Origin of the sequence: Thermosynechococcus sp., assembly GCF_025999095.1 — a bacterium.
GTDB lineage: Bacteria > Cyanobacteriota > Cyanobacteriia > Thermosynechococcales > Thermosynechococcaceae > Thermosynechococcus.
In genome coordinates, this window is sequence record NZ_AP024678.1 from 491,998 (window position 1) to 511,667 (window position 19,670).

A 19,670-nucleotide genomic window follows, 5' to 3' on the forward strand; every position below is an offset into this window, starting at 1 on the left:
GATCTTTGGCAAAAAACTCGTGGGGCGTCAAGGGAATTGCCAAACATCCCTAGGGATTTATACGCAGTTTATCCCTTTGTGGGGATCAAATGTTAGAGTTTCGTGACAATTCTGCGGTGTGGGGATCAAGGGAGTGGCTGCCATTCCCTCTCTAGGCCGCCTTCTGTAGGGGGCAAGGGAGTATAGTTAAAGATGTATGCCTGCAATCTCCCTAGGCGTTGGATCACGTAACCAAGATCATTCCAAGTGCTATGACGATCGCCCCGAGCCGCTCCCTTGCTGACCTGTGCCGTGCTGACTTTCCGATTTTGGCGCGACAGGTCCACGATCGCCCCTTGATTTACTTTGACAATGCGGCCACCTCCCAGAAGCCCTTGGCAGTTCTCAATACCCTTGAGGACTACTATCGGCGCTATAACTCTAATGTCCATCGGGGGGTACACACCCTCAGTGCTGAGGCCACGGCCGCCTATGAAGGGGCACGGGAAAAGGTGGCGCGTTTTGTCAATGCTGCCCATGCCGAGGAAATTATCTATACGCGCAATGCCAGTGAGGCGATTAACCTCGTGGCCTATAGTTGGGGCATGAATACGCTGCGGGACGGGGATGAAATTATCCTGACGGTGATGGAGCACCACAGTAATTTGATTCCGTGGCAGTTTGTGGCCCAAAAAACCGGTGCTCGCCTCAAGTTTGTCGAACTGACGCCAGAGCAAACCTTTGACCTCAACCACTACGAAAGCCTTTTGAGCGATCGCACGCGCTTAGTGGCCGTGGCCCATGTATCTAACACGCTGGGGTGCCTCAACCCGATTCCCGAGATTGCCCGTCTTGCCCATGCCAAGGGGGCGCGGGTATTGGTGGATGCCTGCCAAAGTGTGCCTCACCTCCCCATTGATGTGCAGCAGTTGGGGTGCGATTGGCTGGTGGCCTCCGGTCATAAAATGTGTGCCCCCACGGGCATCGGCTTCCTCTGGGGACGCTCGGAACTCCTGCGGCAAATGCCGCCTTTTTTGGGGGGGGGCGAAATGATTGCCGATGTCTTTCTTGACCATGCCACCTACGCCGATATTCCCCATCGGTTTGAAGCGGGAACGCCGGCCATTGCGGAGGCGATCGCTCTGGGGGCCGCGGTGGATTACCTGAGTCAGTGGGGGATGGCACGCATCCATGCCTACGAGCAGGAACTCACGGCCTACCTCTTTGAACGCCTCCCAGAGCTTCCTGGTGTCACGGTCTATGGCCCTACGTCGGGCGATCGCGCTGCCTTGGCCAGCTTTACCGTGGGTGAGGTGCACCCCCACGATCTCTCGACCATCCTGGATCAGGCGGGAATTGCGATTCGGGCAGGACACCACTGCACTCAGCCTTTGCACCGCTATTTAGGGGTTCAATCCACGGCACGGGCTAGCCTTTACTTCTACAACACCCGCGCTGAAATTGATCAGTTTATTGCTGCCCTGGGGGAAGCGATTGCCTTCTTTAGCGACGTCTTGGCCTAGGGCTTGAGGCTGAGCAGTTCACTGGCTTGCGCCTGAAAGCCGGCACTAGTGAGGGCATGGCGGGCGCGATCGGCATCCTCAACGCGAAACTGTGGCCCTAGGCGTACGTACTGGGCATGGTAGCCATCGGTTACTTTAATCACCACCGGCACCTTGGGCATTTCTCCCGCCTGTTGCTTGAGCACTTCCGAGAGACGACTTTGGGCCTGAATGTCCCCCGCCTGCTCTACGGGCAAATCCACAAGCACCAGTTTCACCGCTTCAAGGGGCTCGGCATCTTCAATCAGGAGTTGGGGGCGATCGTCACGCATTTCTAGGGTGCCCCACAGCAATAGGCGGTGATCAAGCTGCAATTGCCCCTGAATTCGCTCATAGGCCTTGGGAAAAACCACCGCTTCCGCCTGACCTGTGAGGTCTTCCAACTGGACAATGGCCATTCGCTCGCCGCGCTTGGTGGTAATGGGCTTGAGTGCCGTCAGCAGGGCAATCACACTCACCACCCCTTGACCCGTGTGCTGCTCGAGATCCGCCAAGCTAATGGGGGCAATCATGGCCGCTGGCCGGTGAATATCCTTGAGGGGATGGTTCGATACATAAAATCCCAGCAGGTCTTTTTCTTGGCGGAGCTTTTCGGCATCGGGTAAATCATCAACCGGGGGCGCACTGGGGGCTGGGTCATAGCTGCCGCTGGATTCATTGCTGGAGCCCCCTGCCAACATGTCAAAGAGATTTACTTGCCCCACCGCCCGATCTTTGGCGCGCGCCTGTGCCCACTCCAGCACGAGGGGGAGATCCTGCAGTAGTTGGTTGCGGTTGCGCTGGGGATGGAGACTATCCATGGCACCACAGGCAATCAGGGATTCAAGGGCGCGACGGTTGAGAATGCGACTATCGCCCCCCGCACGGGGAACTCGTTCGCAAAAATCCGCCAAACTTTGAAAGGCGCCCCCCTCTGCCCGCGCCTGCAAAATGGCCTCAATCATCCCTTGGCCAACGTTGCGTACTGCCGACAGACCAAAAAGAATTTTTTCGCCCACGGGGGTAAAGTCAATATCTGAGTGATTCACATCGGGGGGTAACACCTCAATCCCCATACTCAGGCAGGTGGCAATATAGCGCTGTACCTTGTCTTGGTCGCCACTATTGGCCGTGAGCAAAGCTGCCATATACTCGACGGGAAAGTTGGCCTTGAGAAATGCCGTTTGATAGGTAACGTAGCCGTAGGCCGTCGAGTGGGACTTGTTGAAACAATTAGCGGCGATCGCCCCATTGGCCAAAAGAAAGTTGTGATCCCTGGCTAAACCAATGTCATAGACCGCTTGCCAACCCACCAACCGCCGGCCGACAATCTTCACGCTTCACCTTTCCAAACGCTGCGCTCCCTATTCTAATCGTCGCACTGTGTCGCGAGCGGGAATTCGCACATCTCGCAGGGGTATCCCCCTGAGACACTGGTAATGGGCGGTGAACCAGTCGGGGGTTTGCACCCCTATACTGGCTAAGGCGGCTGTGGTGGGAAAAGGCCACAGTTGCTCAAAGATCACTTCCCCCTGCCAGTCAAATTGCAGAAAATAACAGCCCACGGGGGCCTGCAAGTGATCTAGGAGTCGTCGTCCAAGGGCATAGAGGGTTTGTCGCTGGCGATCGCTGGCATGGATGGGTAACTGCCATGTCCCTTCGATGCAGCCAATAATTTCGCCAAAGAGCGTCCCCTTTGCCGTTTGGGCCAGGGGCAACTGATAGAGACCCCCGGTGCCGGTTCCTATTCCCCACCGGGAAACCAAGGCACTCAAAGCTTGACACTGCTGCCAAAGGTGGGATGATGCCCAATGGGTAAGGCTATAGTCCAGTACCGCTGCTTGGGGAGCGATCGCGATCGGGGCATCGAGGGGACAAACCACAATCTCAGCACTCCTGTGACATTGTTGCAGCACGGGTACCACGTTTGTCACTACTTGCTCCGCAGACACTTCGGCCTGCCTTGGCTGTGCTGCACACCAGATCCGTAGTTTCAATCCTCCAACCCTCCTGCTGCCAGGGCAGCTCACCAGCGCTCCATGAGCATCGCCTGCTGAGCTCAGAAAATCACATCCGCCAAAGTTTCATTGTAGGTGTGGGCGGTCAAATTGCCATCCTCTGCCCTTGGCAGTACTAAGCGGACTGGCTCTTAAGCACTTCCTGCAAAGCTGCCTGTGCCCTTGGGGCGATCGCTCATCCTTCCCTAAACCGATCTACTCAATGCCGGCTGCGATCACCGGCGATCAAAAGTTGGCGGACACTTCTGACAAATCCACCCCAGCTGCTGCATCGCTCAAGTTAGACATCTCTAGGCGCATCCGCAACTCACCTAAAAGCCCCACGGCTAGCCGAGCCGAATCGCTGGACCTTGACGGGAAGCCCTACCAAAAGTCTTCTAGGATGTTTTTGAGTTCCCGCGGAGGTCACCCCTTGATTTCTGCTCACCTAAGTATTAAAGCTGGGAATCAGGCCAATCCGCGCAGGTTGTAATGAGGCTAATCCCTGCTGTTGCTGCTGGCGGGCCTGGGCAGCCAAGAGGGTTTGCAGATTCCGCAATTCGGCACGCAGTTGAGCGTTTTCTTTTTCGAGGCTTTCAATCTTCAGTTTCACTTGAGTGAGTCGCTCACTAAATTTTTGCCGATAGACTTCGGGCATTTCTTGGATGACGCGCTCCAGCATCTCATTGCGGTCGCTCAATGCAATCACTTGAGCCTTCAAGTCGTTCATTTCCGCTTCGCGGTTTTGTGCCTGCTGTTGGTAGGCAAGAATCTGCTCTTGATAGGCTGCGATTTGCGCCTCCACCTGTTGCACCTGTGCTTGCAACAACCTCAGGGCTTCGGCATTGGCGGCCTCAGTCTTGCGGGCTTGGTAAAAGCGCACAAATAACTCAGGATGCTGCACCATGAGTTGATAGAGTTCCTCTGAGAGTTGCTGCACGAGTTGATCCCGTATCAGCAGTTCATCGGCGAAGTTGAGGGAAGTCTCGTTCACGGCGGCGGCTCTCCAAGGGATTGTGCTGTGGCCAATTTTACGTTGATTCTGATCCACCCATGCAAGATTTAGAATTTTCCACCTACCATCGGCCGGTGTTGGCCACGGCGGTGCTTGAGGCCCTCCAGCCCAAATCGGGCGGCTTCTACTTGGATGCCACAGTGGGCGGGGGCGGCCACACAGCACTGCTATTGCGGCGTGAACCCACCTGTCGGGTGCTGGCGGTCGATCAGGATCCGATGGCTCTAGCGGCAGCTCAAGCATTCCTTGCCCCTTTTGGCGATCGCGTCCAGTTTTGGCAGGGCAACTTTGCTGATCTGCCTGTGGCTGAAGCGATGTTTGATGGCATTCTCGCCGATTTAGGCGTGAGTTCTGCCCAGTTGGATCGCCCAGAGCGAGGGTTTAGTTTTCGCTTTGATGCCCCCCTCGATATGCGCATGGATCCCGCTAACCCTTTGACAGCTGCAACGGTGATCAATCACTACAGCGAGCGAGAACTGGCGGATATTTTCTATGAATATGGGGAAGAACGGTTTGCCCGCCGCATTGCCCACCAAATTGTGGCCCGTCGCCCCCTCAACAGCACCCAAGAATTAGCGCAGTTGGTTGCCCGTTGCCTCAAGGCTGCCCCCCGACAACGCATTCATCCAGCCACACGGGTTTTTCAGGCCTTGCGTATCTATGTCAACCAAGAGTTAGCGGTGCTCGACCAATTTTTGGCGCGATCGCCCCACTGGTTAAAGCCCACAGGGCGCATTGCCGTTATTAGTTTCCATAGCTTGGAGGATCGGCGGGTGAAGCAGGCGTGGCGTGCCAATCCCCTCTTGGAAGTCCTGACGCGTAAACCAATTGTGGCGGATGCCGTGGAGGTGAGCCTTAACCCGCGGTCGCGATCGGCAAAGCTACGAATTGCGGCGCGTACTTGTGCATGAATTGTTCGAATGATGGTTTATTTATGGGTATCTTTACAGTGCGTCCTAATCTTTTAGGGCAATCCATTCCTGAGGAGTGCTGGAGTTTATGGTTGCTGCCCCTAAATTCAAATCCCGATTTATTCCCCAATCCTCGCCAAGGCTGACGGAAATTCGGCCCCTCCCCCAGCCGCCGGTGCCCCTTTGGCAAAAAACTTTGCTGGGGATTCAATGGGTTTCTGGGGTGGCCGCCACCGGTGCCCTCGTCGCTGTGCTGCCTCTCTATGGTTGGTCAGCCCTCTCTCAGCAGCAGTGGAGCCAAGCCTATGAGCGCTTGGAAACCCTAAAACGGCAGGAGCGGGAGCTCCTGGTGAGCAATGAAACCCGCCGCTATCGGGTGACGCAGCAAGTGCAACGGGCGCCCCAAGGTCTTGTGCCCCAAACACCACAACATGTTCTTTTTGTCACTAATGAAAGCAAGATTGCTGCCAAGACTCATTTTGAAGGGCTCCCCGTGATGCCACCGCCTCGGCGCACTGTCAATTACTGACCGCTATCCATGAAAACTGCCCGCCCCCAAAATCAATTCCTGCCCCCCTTGCGCGTCGGCCTGATCTTTGGCTTTTTGCTCATGGGGATGGGGGGAGTGGTTGCGCGTTTGGTTTATTTGCAAGTGGTTCAGGGGGAAACCTTAGCGGCACGGGCACAGCAACAACAACGGCGCTATACCCCGCCAACTTTGGCACGCTACCCAATTACCGATCGCCGAGAGACGGTTGTTGCCCTAGATCGGCCCGTGTTTACCCTCTTTGCCCATCCGATTCAGTTCAAAGTGGCGCGGCCAGCGATCGCCCGCGATCTAGCTCCCTTACTCCAGCAATCCCCAGAGCAACTCTTGGCCAAATTCAGCTCCTACCCTACGGGCGTCCCCATTGCCTACGACGTCGATGAAGAAACCGCCGCCAAAATTCGCGCCCTCAACTACGATGGCCTAGAACTGAACCAAGCCTGGCAGCGCATTTATCCGCAGCAGGAACTGATGGCGGGCATTGTTGGCTATGTGGATCGTGACCACCAGGGTCAGGCGGGGATTGAGTTTAGCCAGAATCAATTTTTACAGGTTCCCCATAGCCGCCACCTCCTCTCGATGAATGCCCTAGGGGAGTGGCTGCCAACGCTTGCCCCTGCGGATCCACAGGCCTTGAATCAGGGATACCATGTGCGCCTCACGATTGATAGTCGTCTGCAACAAACGGCACGCCAAGCCCTGCAACGGCAGTTACGCAAATTCAATGCCAAACGCGGCACCGTCATTGTCCTAGAAGTGAAAACTGGGGCGCTGCGAGCCTTGGTCTCGGAACCCTCCTACGATCCCAATCATTACTACCGTGCTGATCCAGCCCTTTTTCGCAACTGGGCGGTGTCGGACCTCTATGAACCAGGATCAACCTTTAAGCCAATCAATACGGCCATTGCCCTTGAACTAAACGCCATTACTCCTGATACGGTGTTGCCCGATGAGGGACGAATTTTTGTTGGCGGTTGGCCCATTCAAAATAGCGACTATAGTCAACGCGGCGGCCGCGGTGCCCTTAGAATTGCCGAAGTTCTCGCCTACTCTAGCAATGTGGCCATGGTGCACATGATGAGTCGCATTCCAGCCCGCCACTACTATCGCTATCTCCATCGCTTGGGACTCACAGAGACAGTAGGCAGTGATCTCCCCTTTGAAACAGCCGCCCAGTTAAAACCGCCGGAGCAATTTATTAACTATCCGATTGAACCGGCAACGGCCGCCTTTGGTCAAGGCTTTTCTCTGACGCCCCTTCATTTGGCTCAACTATTGGCGGCGATCGCCAACGGTGGGGAGATGGTCACTCCCCATGTCATTGACGGCCTCTACGATGAAAATGGCCGACTGCAAAAACGCCTTGAGCACCGCCCCCCGCGACGGGTCTTTTCGCGGCGCACCAGTCAAGCGGTGGTCAAAATGCTGGGAGAAGTTGTGCGCTTTGGTACAGGGAAAGCCGCCCATATTCCCGGCTATCGCTTGGGGGGCAAAACGGGCACAGCGCAAAAGGCGATTGGCGGTACCTATGGCAATCTGCGTATTACCAGCTTTTTTGCTGTCTTTCCCCTCGAGCAGCCCCAATATGTGATTTTGGCGGTGGTGGATGAACCCAAGGGAGATGATGCCTATGGCTCAACGGTGGCCCTTCCAATTGTGCGAGCGGTTACGGAGTCACTGATTACGATTGAGGGCATTCCTCCCTCACATCCACAGGAATTGCGGCGCCCCACTGCACCAGCTTCAGTGTCACAATAGGGAAGAACAGCGCAAAAGGACGGTATGCTTCAACGGTTTTTTGCCACAGCGTTGGCTGTTTTCGTGGTGTTGCTGGGAGGCTGCTCTGCTGCCAGTGGACTGCAAGCCTATGTGGATAGCTACGATGGCTATGAATTCCTTTACCCCCGCGGTTGGGTACAGGTCCAGGTCAAGGATCCGGTGGATGTGGTTTTTCACGACATTATTGAGACGACGGAAAACGTCAGCGTGGTGGTCAATCCCGTGTCTAGTACGAAATCCCTTGAGGAATTGGGGTCGCCTGCGGAGGTGGGCGATCGCCTGCTGCGCAATATCATTGCTCCCAGTGAAAGTGGCCGCAGTTCCGCCTTAATTGCCGCCACCTCCCAAAAGGCTAATGATAAGACCTACTACATTCTGGAGTATGCGGTCACTCTACCGGGGGATGGCACCAATGCTCAGCAGCGGCACAACTTGTCGAGTATTGCCGTGAGTCGAGGTAAAGTCTATACCCTCAGTGTGTCAGCTCCTGAAGAGCGCTGGCCAAAAGTGGAAGACCAATTTAAGACCATCGTGTCCTCGTTTACCGTATATTAAATTAAAATACTAAAGCAAGAATCGGGGAGTTAGCTCAGTTGGTAGAGCGTCGCGATCGCACCGCGAAGGTCAGGGATTCGAGTTCCCTACTCTCCATGGTACTGCCCTATCCACCGTTGACCCGCTGCCGTAGTCTGTTAACGATTGGCGGCGATCGCAACCCATGACCCATCCACCACAATTTCCTTACGCTTCGTTTCAATCCTCAATCGCCTTCACTGCGACTGCCGCTGACCAGCTTAAGGTACTGCCGCCTTTCCTCTGGGAGGAATTTACCCGGTGTCAGTGACAATGCTGGGCAACCTCCTGCCCAACGTTGTAGAGTGAGGACAAGATATCGGCGCTTTGATTTTAACGTTGATCTTAACGAAGTCCTTGAGTTGGGAACATAACGGGAATATTGGGATTGACCCATACTTGACAATTGAGTTCGCTACTGGCGGGGAAAAAAGGAATTGGGTTGCCTGCGGCATCGGTGACTTCTGGCAGGTATTCAACGGTTCGGGCATCAAATTGACAGGTGTAGGCACCATAAATGACACGCTGGCGATCGCGCAGGATCAACTGATAGCCAAAGCTGCGACTGGCATTGCCCAACTGATAGATCAGGGCAAAACGCCGTAAATAGGGCAAGCGTCCCCAAGCAGCGGCGGTCACAAAGGCTTCAATTTTGCCCCCTGGCCCCGCCATGGCTGGAAAGGCTTGCCAGCGTTGAATCACCTGGTCACCAAACTGCTGCACGGCCCACCATAGGCTGGGTACTGTTAAACCCACTGCTGAGGGGGACTCGCTAACCACAACTTGCTTTTCATTGACAGGCAGTGCGATTGCCGCCGCCACCGCTAGCGGTAAGTCTTCTGTCGAGGTATTAGCAGCCGTTTTGAGGGGATGCAATCCCAATAGAGCGATCGCTCCCACGGCACTCAACCATTGGCCCCAGGCCTTAGGGGGGAAGAGGGTTCTCATTTGCCTTGAGTCAAGCAGGAACTTACCCCTATGTTACGAATGCAGCCATGCCTTCAATACATCGAAGAGGCTATTGCCGCCCCAAGCAAGGGCAATCAAAATTGATGTGGTGACTGCTAGACCAATCAAAGAGATAACTACCCCTGCCAGACTAATCAAACCATCGTCATCCAAAAGACCAAACCCAATCGTAAAAATGCCCATCGCGGGAATTGTGTTGGTGCCGGGAATAGGCAAAATCATCGAGATCGCCATCAGCGATACAACAACTCCCAAGCCCAAACGTCCGCCTCGGGTAGTGCAAATGGCGCGCAAGCGGGGACGGGAGATCAATTCAATCCGTCGCAGCCACGGTAAAGCTGTGCGCACAATCTTCTGAATCTGGGATCGCGGCATCGTGCGCTTGAGCAGCCGCGGGGGCAGCCAAGGGATTGAGGCACCCCCAAGCAATTGCCAGCCCAACAGTAACAGCACCATGCCAAAGGGCGTGGCGTAGCCGGGGGCAGGCAGCGGTAGGGCTGAGGGTAAGGAAAGAACCGTCAACAAAAACCCAAACATCCGCTCGCCGGCCAATTGGAGAATCTCTTCTAGGGAAACCAGTGGCTGAGTTTCTCCTGTGATCGGGGTGGCCAAGGAGCCTAAAAAAGCGCGTTCAAGGTCAGTTGACAGTTTTGCCATGGCCAATGGGAAAAAGTGCCGTCAAGTTAGGTGCCTTCGCCAATCCATACTACAGCCCTTTGCCCAAGTTTTATACGATAAAATAGTCAGACTGTTGGTGATGCTGAGCACCCGTGACCAGCGATCCCAGGGGTGCGATTAAACTAAACCCATGGCAACCCCACCCGACTTACCCACAGAGTTGCACCTGATCAACCCGCGGCGATCCCTGGGGAAAGTATACCTTGACTGGATGCCCCAACCCGGTTCCCATGTAGATCACGAAGGGGAAACCTATACCGTGTTAGAACGCCGTCATCGCTATCAGTTTCGCGGTGGCCGCTATCAACTGGAAAAAATTGCCCTCTATGTGCAGCCCAGTGACACCCTTCGCGATCGCCAGGTTGTCAATGGGCAGTGGGTCATTGGCGATCCCACCTGCCGTTGGAATGCCCTTTCACCCTTGCTGCGCTGTGCGGTGAACCCTCAAGGCTCCTGCCAAGCGTGTCAAGATTACCAGCCTCGAGAACCTTAGCATTTCCTTTCTGAGCTCAAACATCCCCGCCAGGGCGGGGGAGGGTTGTTGAACTCGGTACCGTCCAGCTACTGCCCTGGGGAGGTCATGTAGGACGTTGCCGGTAGGACAATTTTCACCGGTTGAACGTGCCAGATGTCTTGGCAGTACTCGCGAATGGCGCGATCGCTAGAAAACTTACCCATTCGCGCCACATTGAGAATTGACATTTTTACCCACTGGGCTTGATCTTGATAGACCTGAAGCACCCGCTGGTGGCAGTCCACATAGCTTTGGTAGTCTGCCAAAAGGCAGTAGCGATCCTGTTGCCAGAGGTGTTCAACCAGGGGCCGAAAGAGTTCCGTATCGCCATGGGAAAAGTATCCAGAGGCAATGAGGTCAAGCACCCGCTTCAGCCTTGGATTGCCATGGGCAAACTCCCAGGGGCGATAGCCGTTGCGCCACAATTCCTGTAACTGCTCCACCGTGTGGCCAAAGAGGAAGAAGTTTTCAGCCCCCACCTCTTGACGAATCTCCACATTGGCGCCGTCGAGGGTGCCAATCGTCAGGGCACCATTGAGGGCAAATTTCATATTGCCGGTGCCTGAGGCCTCATACCCTGCCGTTGAGATTTGCTGGGATAAATCTCCTGCTGGATACACCTGCTGTCCCAAGGTGACGTTATAGTTGGGCAAAAAGACGACCCTCAGGCGATCGCGCACCGCTGGATCACGGTCAATCACCTCAGCCACGGAGTTAATGAGCTTAATGATTAACTTGGCCATATAGTAGCCCGGTGCCGCCTTGCCGCCAAAAATAAACGTTTGCGGCACCATCTCCAGTTGGGGGTTGTCCTTCAACATCTGATAGAGCGTGATGACCTTGAGAACACACAGGTGCTGCCGTTTGTATTCGTGGATGCGCTTCACCAAGATCGAGAAGAGGGAATGGGGATCCACCGTTACCCCTAGGCGATCGCGAATGTATTGCGCAAGGCGTTCCTTGTTTTGATGCTTCACCGATCGCCACTGGGCTGCAAACTCGGCATCCTCTGCCAAGGGTTCCAATTGCCGCAGTTGATCCAAGTGCTTCACCCACTCTTCGCCGATGTGTTCAGTAATCAAACGCGTTAATCCCGGATTGCTGAGCAGCATCCAGCGCCGGGGGGTGATGCCATTGGTTTTGTTGGAGAATTTCTCTGGTGTCAGTTCGTAGAAATCCTTGAGCACTGTTTGTTTTAAGAGTTCTGAGTGCAGCGCCGCCACCCCGTTAATGGCATGACTGCCCACTGCTGCCAAGTGGGCCATGCGCACATAGCGGCAACCACTTTCATCAATGAGCGACAGTCGCCGCAGGCGATCGTTGTCCCCCGGGTATTGCAGGCGCACCTCATCTAGGAAACGGCGGTTGATTTCATAGATAATTTGCAAGTGGCGGGGTAGGAGTGAGCCAAAGAGATCTAACGGCCATTTTTCGAGCGCCTCGGGCAAGAGGGTGTGGTTGGTGTAGGCAAAGGTTTGGCGAGTAATGTCCCATGCCTGTTCCCAAGGCATGAGATGCTCATCCACTAACAGGCGCATCAGTTCCGCCACGGAAATGGCCGGGTGGGTATCGTTCAACTGAACGGTGAACTTTTCATGGAAGCGGCTCAGATCCTGTTTGCCCAATTGTTTGTAGAGGCGGATCATATCCTGAAGGGCACAGGAACAGAAGAAATACTGCTGCATCAGCCGCAGTTCTTTGCCCTGCAACTGCTCGTCGTTGGGATAGAGGACCTTTGTGATGTTTTCTGAGGCAATTTTTTGGTTGACGGCACCGTAGTAATCCCCCGTGTTAAAGGCTTGAAAGTCAAAGGACTCCACCGCCTCTGCCCGCCATAGACGTAGAAGATTGGCGGTATTCACCTTGTAGCCCAAGATCGGGGTGTCATAGGCCATTCCCTGAATCACTTGGTGGGGTTCCCAAACGACCCGATAGCGGCCCTGATCATCGGTGTAGCTATAGGTATAGCCGCCAAACTTCACCTGCAAAATCAATTCCGGTCGTGGGATTTCCCACGGGTTGCCATAGCGTAACCACTTGTCGGTAATCTCTACTTGCCAACCATCGCGGATCTCTTGGTCAAAGATACCGTACTCATAGCGAATGCCATAGCCAATGGCGGGGATTTCCAAGGTAGCCAAAGAATCCATGTAGCAGGCGGCCAAGCGACCCAAGCCGCCATTCCCCAAGCCCGGCTCTTCCTCCTGATCGAGGAGTTCTTTGAGGTTCAAACCCGCTTGCCGCATGGCTTCTTCAACGGCTTCATAGAGTCCGAGGTTAATCAGGTTATTGCCAAGGTGGGGCCCTAGCAAAAATTCAGCGGAGAGATAGCAAACGGTGCGGCTTTCTTGATCTCGATAGGTTTTCGCCGAATTCAGCCAGCGCAACAGCAGGCGATCGCGCACGGTGTAGGCCAAGGCCAAGTAGTAGTCATTTTTTGTCGCCACTTCGGGGAATCGCCCTTGGATAAAGAAGAGATTATCCATAAAGGCGCGGCGCAGCGTTTCAATGCTCGTACCGGTGCGATCGTCTTCCGTGAGGACTGTCGGACAACCGGGCGGAATGAGACTGGTCATTGTGGGAATCCTCGCAAAGAATGAACGCGATGAGTAGTCAGCCCTTCCCTTCTGTTCTATCGCGATCGCCCAGGATTCCCCGTTAAGTACAGAATCTCTTTACTAGCACTCTTTGCCAGCAAAGGGGGGCAAGCCCTTCCCTAGCCTTCATTCACTGTGGGAAACAGTTGACAGGTCAGTTCTTCATCGGCGGGGTCAGGGGGAGGACTGTCGAGGGTTTGGGGGTGTTGATAGCGTTGATAGAGTGTACTCAGAAGTTTGATCAAGCGATCGCCCCCACTGGCATAGAGAGGATCCTGGGGCAAACGTGCCAAAGCAGTAGCCATTTGCGTCTGCAAAATCTCTAAATCACCATAGCGGCGGGTCAGCCGTTGCAGCAAATCCATGAGGGTAAACCGCTCTAGGCCTTGGGCATGCACCGGTTTGCTGGTCAACAGAGCGGCCACAAGAAGCTTCATATGCAGGGGGGTACAGTAGCGGGTGACTTCCAATCGCAAATCGTAGAGATCTGCAGTGCTGAGGGTGGGCGCCTCGATGGTCAGTGTAGCCGTCGCAGCTTGGCTGTAAAGGGGGACCAAAATTTGCAGCAGTACAGCTGCGGGAACCTGATAGGCCTGTGCTTTGTTGAGACTATTGACAATAGCAGTTAGGTGCTGTCCCAAGAGGGTGGGGGTTTTTAGCCGTTCAAGGATTTGGATGATTACCTGTTGCAGGTCGCTCACGGTCCATGGCGGTGCTTGGGGCGGCCACTGATTTTGCTCAAGGGCATACAGTAGCTTAAAAAGGCGGCTCTGCTGCGGGTGCTGGGCAATTTGTTGGGCAGCGGTGGCAATTGTAGAAGTCCTTGGGGTCACAGGTTGGCTAACAGTCCCTCGATACTGCATTGTAGCCAATTTTCCTCAACAGTCATTCATTAACAGTCATTCATTTAATCCTCCTGATGGCCAAGGGAGGATTAGTGCTTCTGCTAGGATTGGGAGAGTTTAGGGGTGGCAGAACAACGGTGAGAGCGCTTTTCCATCGTTTGCAGCAGCGTCTCAATGAGATGGTGGTGGGTCGGGGGCATCGTCCCCTTGAGGCCCTTGGCTCCCGTAGATCAGGTTGCCCCCCTCGATGAACAGGCTACTGCTCTCGATCTGCTGCCTCAGTAATAACGTGCCCTTGCCCATTGGCAGCAACAGAAGGTCTTGTCCTCGACCCTCTTGCGGATCAAACCCTAGGATTGGCTAGCTTCAATCCCACAAGTTGCCCGCAAACGCGCTTGCAGGAGTTGACTCACCACCTGACGTCGAATAAATGCTTGCTCAATTGCTGGGGAGACTGAACGTGGCAGTTCCATAGGTTGCCTTTAATTCACCGTTGCTCACGGCGACACCAGCTTCCGTGCGCTCCCTACACCCACAGATGATAGGCCTCAGTTTGATCTTAGCGACCATTGCCGGCGATCGTAAAAACGACTGCCAAAATGCAGCTTGTGGGGATTTGCTGACACTATTGCGAAGAGGATACATTCCCAGACTGGGGCGACGGCCCTTTGGGTTCGCAAAACCCGTAGATCACCTTACTGCCATGAATAACAACATAGAGCGTCACGCCACTGAGGATAACAGGCATGAGCTGCTCCAGCCAAGGCAGGTGGCAACCGAGGCGAGTGAGCACAACGGCAAGGGCATCGTCCAAGAGGCTAATCAGCAAAGGTAACAACCGCTGCAGCAGAGCAAGAATCTCTGATAAATAGCCATCACTATCCATAAATGTCTTCTCAGATAATTTGACGCAGAGAATAATTTTAAGTACAGCTTAAGTAGAAGCTGCTTTGCAGGTATGGAAAATACTTAAATTGAGTCATTTTGAGTCATTACTTACACCCTTTTGCACAAGGGTTGAAACCCGAATCAATACTGTATAAATCAATCATTATCCCCCCATGAAAGATATATCCTAATGTTTAGAAATTTTGTTTAGAAATTTTGAAAAATGAGCCGCAGGCTGTGATGGGTTGTGCTACAACAGCACCAAGCTGAGGGATTTTTGGAAACTTTTAAAAACCATAACACTTCTATTATAAACAACCGCCATGCACGGGGGAAGATAGCCTTTCTCTAAAGTAGAGAGTACATAAATAGGCTGTAATCCTGTCATAAAGCGGTTTTGACTTTTCCAAGCAGGATGAATCTTCGCGAACAGAGCTGTAACTGTAATTAATTGTTACATCAACATATATTTCAAGGGTCAGTATCTAGGATGGAAGGGGCAACAGCGGCAGGTGACCTATGAAACGGTTGTTGAGCAATCGGTGCTGTTTTACAATTCTGTTGGCGATCGCCACCGCCACAGGAGTTGGTTTCCCGGGATTTGCGCAAAATGAAACTCAACAGTTGCGCGATATTATGCAGCGGTTGGATGCCCTCCAACAGCGCTATAGTGCTGCCGTCAGTGAACTAGATGTGATTCGTAAAACCCCCTTTGGCGGCGATACTCATAATGTCATTGCCCTTACAAATCAAATTGAGCAGTTCCAAAAACAGGGGAATTATGGCGCAGCGGTGGCACCCTCGCAGGACTTGGTGGCGATCGCCGAGCGGGTTTTAGGGCCTAATCACCCCACCGTTGCCGCCGCCTTGAATAACCTTGCCGTCACCTATAAAGAACTCGGCAACTTCGGTGAGGCTATTCCCCTTTACCAGCGCAGCTTGGCCGTTCGGGAAAAAGCCCTTGGCCCCAATCATCCCGATGTGGCCACCAGCCTCAATAACCTCGCCAATCTCTACACCGATCAGGGTAACTACGGTGAGGCGCTGCCCCTCTACCAGCGTGCCCTTAGGATCCGTGAGCAAACCCTTGGCAAGAACCACCCCGATGTCGGCTTGAGTCTCCACAACTTGGCAGTGATGTACCATTTGCAGGGCAGCCTAACCACCGCCTTGCCCCTCTACCAGCGCAGTCTTGGCCTCCTTGAACCCGCCTTAGGGGCAGCACACCCCCTTGTGGCAACGGTGTTGAATAACCTTGCCGAGGCCTATCGTGCTCAGGGCAGTTATGGGGCAGCGCTTCCCCTCTATCAACGTAGTTTGACGATCCGGGAAAAGGTGCTGGGGACAGATCACCCCGATGTTGCTACGAGTCTTAACAACTTGGCTGAACTCTACCGGGTACAGGGGAATTCCGGGGCAGCCCTTCCCCTCTATCAGCGCAGCATTGCCCTGCGGCAGCGCACCCTGGGTGATGAGCATCCCTACTTGGCCCTGAGCCTTGCCAACTTAGCAAAAGCCTACTGGGCGCAGGGGAATAGCAATGAAGCCCTAACGGCTCTCAACCGGGCCCTTGAGATTGAAGAGGTCAACCTCAGCCGTAACCTAGTGGTTGGTTCCGAGGAATATAAACGCAACTATCTGGCCACATTTCAAGACTCCACCAATACCGCCATTTCCTTCCATTTGCAGGGGAATCCGCAAAATCCAGCAGTAGCCAACCTGGCGCTGACAACCATTTTGCGCCGTAAAGGTCGGCTGTTGGATGTTTTAGCGGCAACGATAAGCCGCCTGCGCAATCAACTGGATGCATCGGCTCAGCAGCAACTGGAGGAATTAATTCGTGTGCGCACCCAGATTGCCAGCCTCACCTTTGGGCGCGATCGCCCCTCCTCCGCCCATCAGATTAGTCAACTGGAACAGCGGGCCAAGGCACTAGAAGCACAACTGGTGAGCCAAAATGCCAACTTCCGTTTGGAAGTCACCCCCGTAACCCTCAGGGCTGTGCAGCAAGCCATTCCCGCCAATGCCGTGCTGCTGGAGTTTATTGAATATGTGCCCTACAACCCAAAAACCAACCGTTGGCAAGCTCCCCGCTATGCCCTCTATGCGCTGAAGAATAGTGGTGCCCCCCAATGGCGAGACTTGGGGACGGTGGCTGATCTGAATACGGTCATTAAAGCGGCGCGCCAGCGGATGGCGGATCCAAGATTGCCAGCTACGGTAACGAAGCCCTCTTTGCAGGCGGCCTATGAGCGCCTCTTGGCTCCTCTGGAACCCTTCCTAGCGGGCAGCACCCATCTGCTAGTGGCTCCCGATGGGCAGTTGAACACTCTGTCCTTTGAGGCCTTGGTGGATCGGCAGGATCGCTATCTAGTGCAATCCTATACGATCACACTGCTCACCTCAGGCCGCGACTTGCTGCGGCTGCAACAGCAGCGCAAACCCGCAACCCCCCCCTTGGTGGTGGGCAATCCCACCTTTAGTCAAGGGAGTGGTCGTGCCCTGGCAGGGACTCAGCGGGGGGTCAACCCGCGATCCCTGGATTTGCGCAGCCTCACATTTACAGAATTGCCGGGGACGGCCACCGAGGTAAAAATCCTGAGCACCCTGTTGCCCCAAGCTCAAGTGCTCACGGGCAGGGATGCCACCGAAACGGCGATCAAAGAAACCCGAGGCCCCCGTGTGCTTCACTTGGCCACCCATGGATTTTTCTTGGAAAGGCCGTCCGTGTCTCCCCAAGTCCTGCAAAATAGCCGCGGCCTCAATGGCGCGGTTCCCTTGGGTGGTGAAAATCCCCTCTTGCGCTCTGGCCTGGCGCTGGCGGGCTTCAATCAACGGCAGAGTGGGGTGGATGATGGGGTGCTAACAGCTTTTGAGGTCACTGGCCTCAACCTCGATGGCACCGAGCTGGTGGTGATGTCCGCCTGTGATACGGGGCGCGGCGATATTCTCAATGGCGATGGTGTCTATGGATTGCGGCGAAGCTTTACCTTGGCGGGGGCGCGCACCCAAGTGAGTTCCCTTTGGAAAGTGGACGACGCCACGACCCAACAACTCATGGTTCTCTTTTATCAACAGCTGGCAGCGGGCAAAGGACGCAGTGAAGCTCTCCGCCAAGCTCAGTTGCAGTTAATGACTGACCCCCGTAAGCAAATTCCCTATTTTTGGGCTGCCTTTGTCAGCAGTGGTGAGTGGCGACCGCTTCCTTAGGGCCGGGGATAGGTGATAGGGGTTTGTAATTGGATGCCGAGGGGGCGATTGCGATCAATCCAAAGCATTGCCCCTTGCCGCCGCGGCGGTGGCTCTCCCCAGAGCACAGTGACACTGCCGGCGGGCAAAGGTTCAGGACTAGGCCATTGACTAGTGAGCCAGACAAGGGAATCAAGGGGATACTCAGCAGCGTGGTCGCCGGGGGCGATCGCCGCCAGGGCCCGCAGGACGGTTGATTGACCGTGGAGCATGCCCGTGACCGGACTCCAAAACTGAACGGGAATTTGCTGTTGCAAACTGTAAAGGTAGAGGCTGGCCGCCGCAATGACTGCCTGCTCAAAGTCTTCCGCGCTCCAGTGGGGACGGGTATCAAGGGCAACAGTCACCGCATTGCCACCGCTAAAGGTATCAAACTCTCGCACCCGCAGTTCTCCATAGCGCGCGCTGGTGCGCCAATGCACCAGACGCAGAGGGTCTCCCCAGCGGTAGGGACGTAGGGCCCGGGTGATGCCCTCTTGGGCAACGTGAAGATGATGCTGGCGATCGCGCCACTCTTGGGAAATCTCTTGCCCCAACTGATCTAGCAAAGGACACTGTTGCAGTTGCAAAACCTGCGGATAAACGACCACCTGTTGCGGTACAGCAAAGGAGCGCTGACACCAAAAGAGTCCCAGGGGGGCGGCAGTGCGCAGTCGAAGTTGTTGCCACGCATAAATGCCCCGACGGGGCGGGATAAGCTCGTACTGCCAAGGCACAGTTTGCTGTGGCAGCAGTTGCTCGATCGCCTGTTGGGGAAATTGGCGCTGGGTGGCTGACCAGAGGCCACGGGGAACAAGGTCAATCACTTGCAAATTGTGGCGAGGCATTTGGGTGGCGTTGGTGAGTAAGACCGTGAGGCGGAGGCGATCGCCCGCATGCACTGGATCCACCTTTGTGCGCTCCAGCAGTAATCCCTGCAAATGGCGCGGTGGTAAAATTGCCGCCACCAAGAGCAGACCAAAAATGATCCCCGTAATAACGTAGAGCCAACCCGCCATGGAGTTAATGGCAGCGGCAAAGAAAAACAGATTCATTCCCAGCAGCAGCAGTCCGCCATAGGCGGGAGCCACCCAACGTTCCTCCAAAAACTGATTGAGGCGACGCAGCTTGGTCATTGCAAATTTTGGTCTTAGGAGCGGTGGGACTCAGCGGGCAATCGGCTAGGAAACAGGTGGACAAGCAGTTGCTGCAAAGCTTGACGAAAGTCCCCCCTAACACAGCCAGGATCAAACCGCTGCACCAATTCCCCGCGATCAAAAAAGAGAAGGGTTGGCAAGCTCGTCAATTGAAAGTGACGACTGAGGGCAAAGTTTTCATCGGCATTGATCCTGAGAATTTGCAACCGTTGGGGTAGCGACTGCTCCAGTTGATCCAGCAACGGATCAATGAGGTGGCACAGGCCACACCAAGGAGCCCAAAAATGCACGATCACAGGCACGGGGGCACTGCGAATTTGTCGCTGGAATCCTTCAATATTAAACTGCTGAATGCCCTTCACTTTGTTATCTCGTTTTGCCTTGGGATCATGGTACCAGTCAGCGGCGGTTTTGCAGCAGCCCTCTGCGGCGATCACATGCCGTAGGATCAA

The 19,670-nt window shown here is 54.7% G+C and carries 18 protein-coding genes and 1 tRNA gene; 8 read left to right on the plus strand and 11 right to left on the minus strand.

What is annotated here, in order from left to right; translation table 11 throughout:
• The first annotated feature begins 251 nt into the window (after positions 1-251).
• Positions 252-1,502 carry a SufS family cysteine desulfurase gene (locus tag Q0W94_RS02475; RefSeq protein ID WP_297760640.1) on the plus strand — a complete coding sequence of 417 codons (1,251 nt, stop codon included), beginning with the start codon at positions 252-254 and terminating at the stop codon, positions 1,500-1,502.
• On the opposite strand, the gene Q0W94_RS02480 is transcribed toward Q0W94_RS02475, so the two are convergent.
• From Q0W94_RS02480 to Q0W94_RS02490, 3 genes are all read right to left on the minus strand, one after another.
• Complete coding sequence (locus tag Q0W94_RS02480; protein WP_297760642.1) at positions 1,499-2,857, minus strand: OB-fold nucleic acid binding domain-containing protein; 1,359 nt, start codon at positions 2,855-2,857, stop codon at positions 1,499-1,501. The genes Q0W94_RS02475 and Q0W94_RS02480 overlap by 4 nt on opposite strands.
• A gap of 27 nt (positions 2,858-2,884) precedes the next feature.
• On the minus strand, positions 2,885-3,454 hold the full coding sequence (locus Q0W94_RS02485) for a hypothetical protein (protein WP_297760645.1): 570 nt from the start codon (positions 3,452-3,454) through the stop codon (positions 2,885-2,887).
• 511 nt (positions 3,455-3,965) lie between these two features.
• The gene (locus tag Q0W94_RS02490) at positions 3,966-4,511 is read right to left on the minus strand and encodes an Npun_F5560 family protein (protein ID WP_297760648.1); all 546 of its coding nucleotides are present in this window, start codon (positions 4,509-4,511) and stop codon (positions 3,966-3,968) included.
• A gap of 59 nt (positions 4,512-4,570) precedes the next feature.
• On the opposite strand from Q0W94_RS02490, the gene rsmH reads away from it, so the two are divergent.
• The 5 genes from rsmH to Q0W94_RS02515 all read left to right on the plus strand — a co-directional run bounded on the left by rsmH (position 4,571) and on the right by Q0W94_RS02515 (position 8,420).
• Positions 4,571-5,443, plus strand: coding sequence for a 16S rRNA (cytosine(1402)-N(4))-methyltransferase RsmH (gene rsmH, locus Q0W94_RS02495; RefSeq protein WP_297760651.1), 873 nt, complete (start codon positions 4,571-4,573; stop codon positions 5,441-5,443).
• Positions 5,444-5,531: 88 nt separating this feature from the next.
• Positions 5,532-5,972, plus strand: a complete 441-nt coding sequence (locus Q0W94_RS02500; protein ID WP_297760654.1) for a hypothetical protein — start codon at positions 5,532-5,534, stop codon at positions 5,970-5,972.
• 9 nt (positions 5,973-5,981) lie between these two features.
• Positions 5,982-7,748: a penicillin-binding protein 2 gene (locus tag Q0W94_RS02505; protein ID WP_297760658.1), complete on the plus strand. Its 1,767-nt coding sequence runs from the start codon at positions 5,982-5,984 to the stop codon at positions 7,746-7,748.
• A gap of 24 nt (positions 7,749-7,772) precedes the next feature.
• The gene (gene psbP / locus Q0W94_RS02510; RefSeq protein WP_297760661.1) at positions 7,773-8,324 is read left to right on the plus strand and encodes a photosystem II reaction center PsbP; all 552 of its coding nucleotides are present in this window, start codon (positions 7,773-7,775) and stop codon (positions 8,322-8,324) included.
• Between the two features lie 23 nt (positions 8,325-8,347).
• A tRNA-Ala gene (locus tag Q0W94_RS02515) sits at positions 8,348-8,420 on the plus strand.
• Between the two features lie 267 nt (positions 8,421-8,687).
• Here Q0W94_RS02515 and Q0W94_RS02520 read toward each other — a convergent pair.
• Positions 8,688-9,290, minus strand: coding sequence for a hypothetical protein (locus Q0W94_RS02520; RefSeq protein ID WP_297760664.1), 603 nt, complete (start codon positions 9,288-9,290; stop codon positions 8,688-8,690).
• Positions 9,291-9,323: 33 nt separating this feature from the next.
• Positions 9,324-9,968 (minus strand): exopolysaccharide biosynthesis protein, encoded by a 645-nt coding sequence (locus Q0W94_RS02525; RefSeq protein ID WP_297760667.1) that lies wholly within the window; start codon positions 9,966-9,968, stop codon positions 9,324-9,326.
• 151 nt (positions 9,969-10,119) lie between these two features.
• On the opposite strand from Q0W94_RS02525, the gene Q0W94_RS02530 reads away from it, so the two are divergent.
• The gene (locus Q0W94_RS02530; RefSeq protein ID WP_297760670.1) at positions 10,120-10,482 is read left to right on the plus strand and encodes a DUF6464 family protein; all 363 of its coding nucleotides are present in this window, start codon (positions 10,120-10,122) and stop codon (positions 10,480-10,482) included.
• A 68-nt stretch (positions 10,483-10,550) separates the two neighbouring features.
• On the opposite strand, the gene Q0W94_RS02535 is transcribed toward Q0W94_RS02530, so the two are convergent.
• From Q0W94_RS02535 to Q0W94_RS02550, 4 genes are all read right to left on the minus strand, one after another.
• On the minus strand, positions 10,551-13,079 hold the full coding sequence (locus Q0W94_RS02535) for a glycogen/starch/alpha-glucan phosphorylase (protein WP_297760673.1): 2,529 nt from the start codon (positions 13,077-13,079) through the stop codon (positions 10,551-10,553).
• A 140-nt stretch (positions 13,080-13,219) separates the two neighbouring features.
• Positions 13,220-13,963 (minus strand): hypothetical protein, encoded by a 744-nt coding sequence (locus Q0W94_RS02540; protein ID WP_297760675.1) that lies wholly within the window; start codon positions 13,961-13,963, stop codon positions 13,220-13,222.
• A gap of 332 nt (positions 13,964-14,295) precedes the next feature.
• Complete coding sequence (locus Q0W94_RS02545) at positions 14,296-14,418, minus strand: hypothetical protein (protein WP_297760678.1); 123 nt, start codon at positions 14,416-14,418, stop codon at positions 14,296-14,298.
• Positions 14,419-14,570: 152 nt separating this feature from the next.
• Complete coding sequence (locus Q0W94_RS02550) at positions 14,571-14,831, minus strand: hypothetical protein (protein ID WP_297760681.1); 261 nt, start codon at positions 14,829-14,831, stop codon at positions 14,571-14,573.
• A gap of 521 nt (positions 14,832-15,352) precedes the next feature.
• On the opposite strand from Q0W94_RS02550, the gene Q0W94_RS02555 reads away from it, so the two are divergent.
• On the plus strand, positions 15,353-18,043 hold the full coding sequence (locus Q0W94_RS02555; protein ID WP_297760683.1) for a CHAT domain-containing tetratricopeptide repeat protein: 2,691 nt from the start codon (positions 15,353-15,355) through the stop codon (positions 18,041-18,043).
• Here the strand turns inward: Q0W94_RS02555 and Q0W94_RS02560 are convergent.
• Together Q0W94_RS02560 and Q0W94_RS02565 are read right to left on the minus strand one after the other, a co-directional pair.
• Positions 18,040-19,197: a DUF58 domain-containing protein gene (locus Q0W94_RS02560; RefSeq protein WP_297760686.1), complete on the minus strand. Its 1,158-nt coding sequence runs from the start codon at positions 19,195-19,197 to the stop codon at positions 18,040-18,042. The two genes, Q0W94_RS02555 and Q0W94_RS02560, sit on opposite strands and share 4 nt — an antisense overlap.
• 14 nt (positions 19,198-19,211) lie before the next feature.
• Positions 19,212-19,670, minus strand: coding sequence for a co-chaperone YbbN (locus Q0W94_RS02565; protein ID WP_297760689.1), 459 nt, complete (start codon positions 19,668-19,670; stop codon positions 19,212-19,214).

Bases quoted from the DNA above. Each gene is read 5' to 3' on its own strand.
- Q0W94_RS02475 (WP_297760640.1), top strand. From the start codon at position 252: ATGACGATCGCCCCGAGCCGCTCCCTTGCTGACCTGTGCCGTGCTGAC.
- rsmH (WP_297760651.1), top strand. From the start codon at position 4,571: ATGCAAGATTTAGAATTTTCCACCTACCATCGGCCGGTGTTGGCCACG.
- Q0W94_RS02500 (WP_297760654.1), top strand. From the start codon at position 5,532: ATGGTTGCTGCCCCTAAATTCAAATCCCGATTTATTCCCCAATCCTCG.
- Q0W94_RS02505 (WP_297760658.1), top strand. From the start codon at position 5,982: ATGAAAACTGCCCGCCCCCAAAATCAATTCCTGCCCCCCTTGCGCGTC.
- psbP (WP_297760661.1), top strand. From the start codon at position 7,773: ATGCTTCAACGGTTTTTTGCCACAGCGTTGGCTGTTTTCGTGGTGTTG.
- Q0W94_RS02520 (WP_297760664.1), bottom strand. From the start codon at position 9,290: ATGAGAACCCTCTTCCCCCCTAAGGCCTGGGGCCAATGGTTGAGTGCC.
- Q0W94_RS02525 (WP_297760667.1), bottom strand. From the start codon at position 9,968: ATGGCAAAACTGTCAACTGACCTTGAACGCGCTTTTTTAGGCTCCTTG.
- Q0W94_RS02530 (WP_297760670.1), top strand. From the start codon at position 10,120: ATGGCAACCCCACCCGACTTACCCACAGAGTTGCACCTGATCAACCCG.
- Q0W94_RS02535 (WP_297760673.1), bottom strand. From the start codon at position 13,079: ATGACCAGTCTCATTCCGCCCGGTTGTCCGACAGTCCTCACGGAAGAC.
- Q0W94_RS02540 (WP_297760675.1), bottom strand. From the start codon at position 13,963: ATGCAGTATCGAGGGACTGTTAGCCAACCTGTGACCCCAAGGACTTCT.
- Q0W94_RS02545 (WP_297760678.1), bottom strand. From the start codon at position 14,418: ATGGAACTGCCACGTTCAGTCTCCCCAGCAATTGAGCAAGCATTTATT.
- Q0W94_RS02550 (WP_297760681.1), bottom strand. From the start codon at position 14,831: ATGGATAGTGATGGCTATTTATCAGAGATTCTTGCTCTGCTGCAGCGG.
- Q0W94_RS02555 (WP_297760683.1), top strand. From the start codon at position 15,353: ATGAAACGGTTGTTGAGCAATCGGTGCTGTTTTACAATTCTGTTGGCG.
- Q0W94_RS02560 (WP_297760686.1), bottom strand. From the start codon at position 19,197: ATGACCAAGCTGCGTCGCCTCAATCAGTTTTTGGAGGAACGTTGGGTG.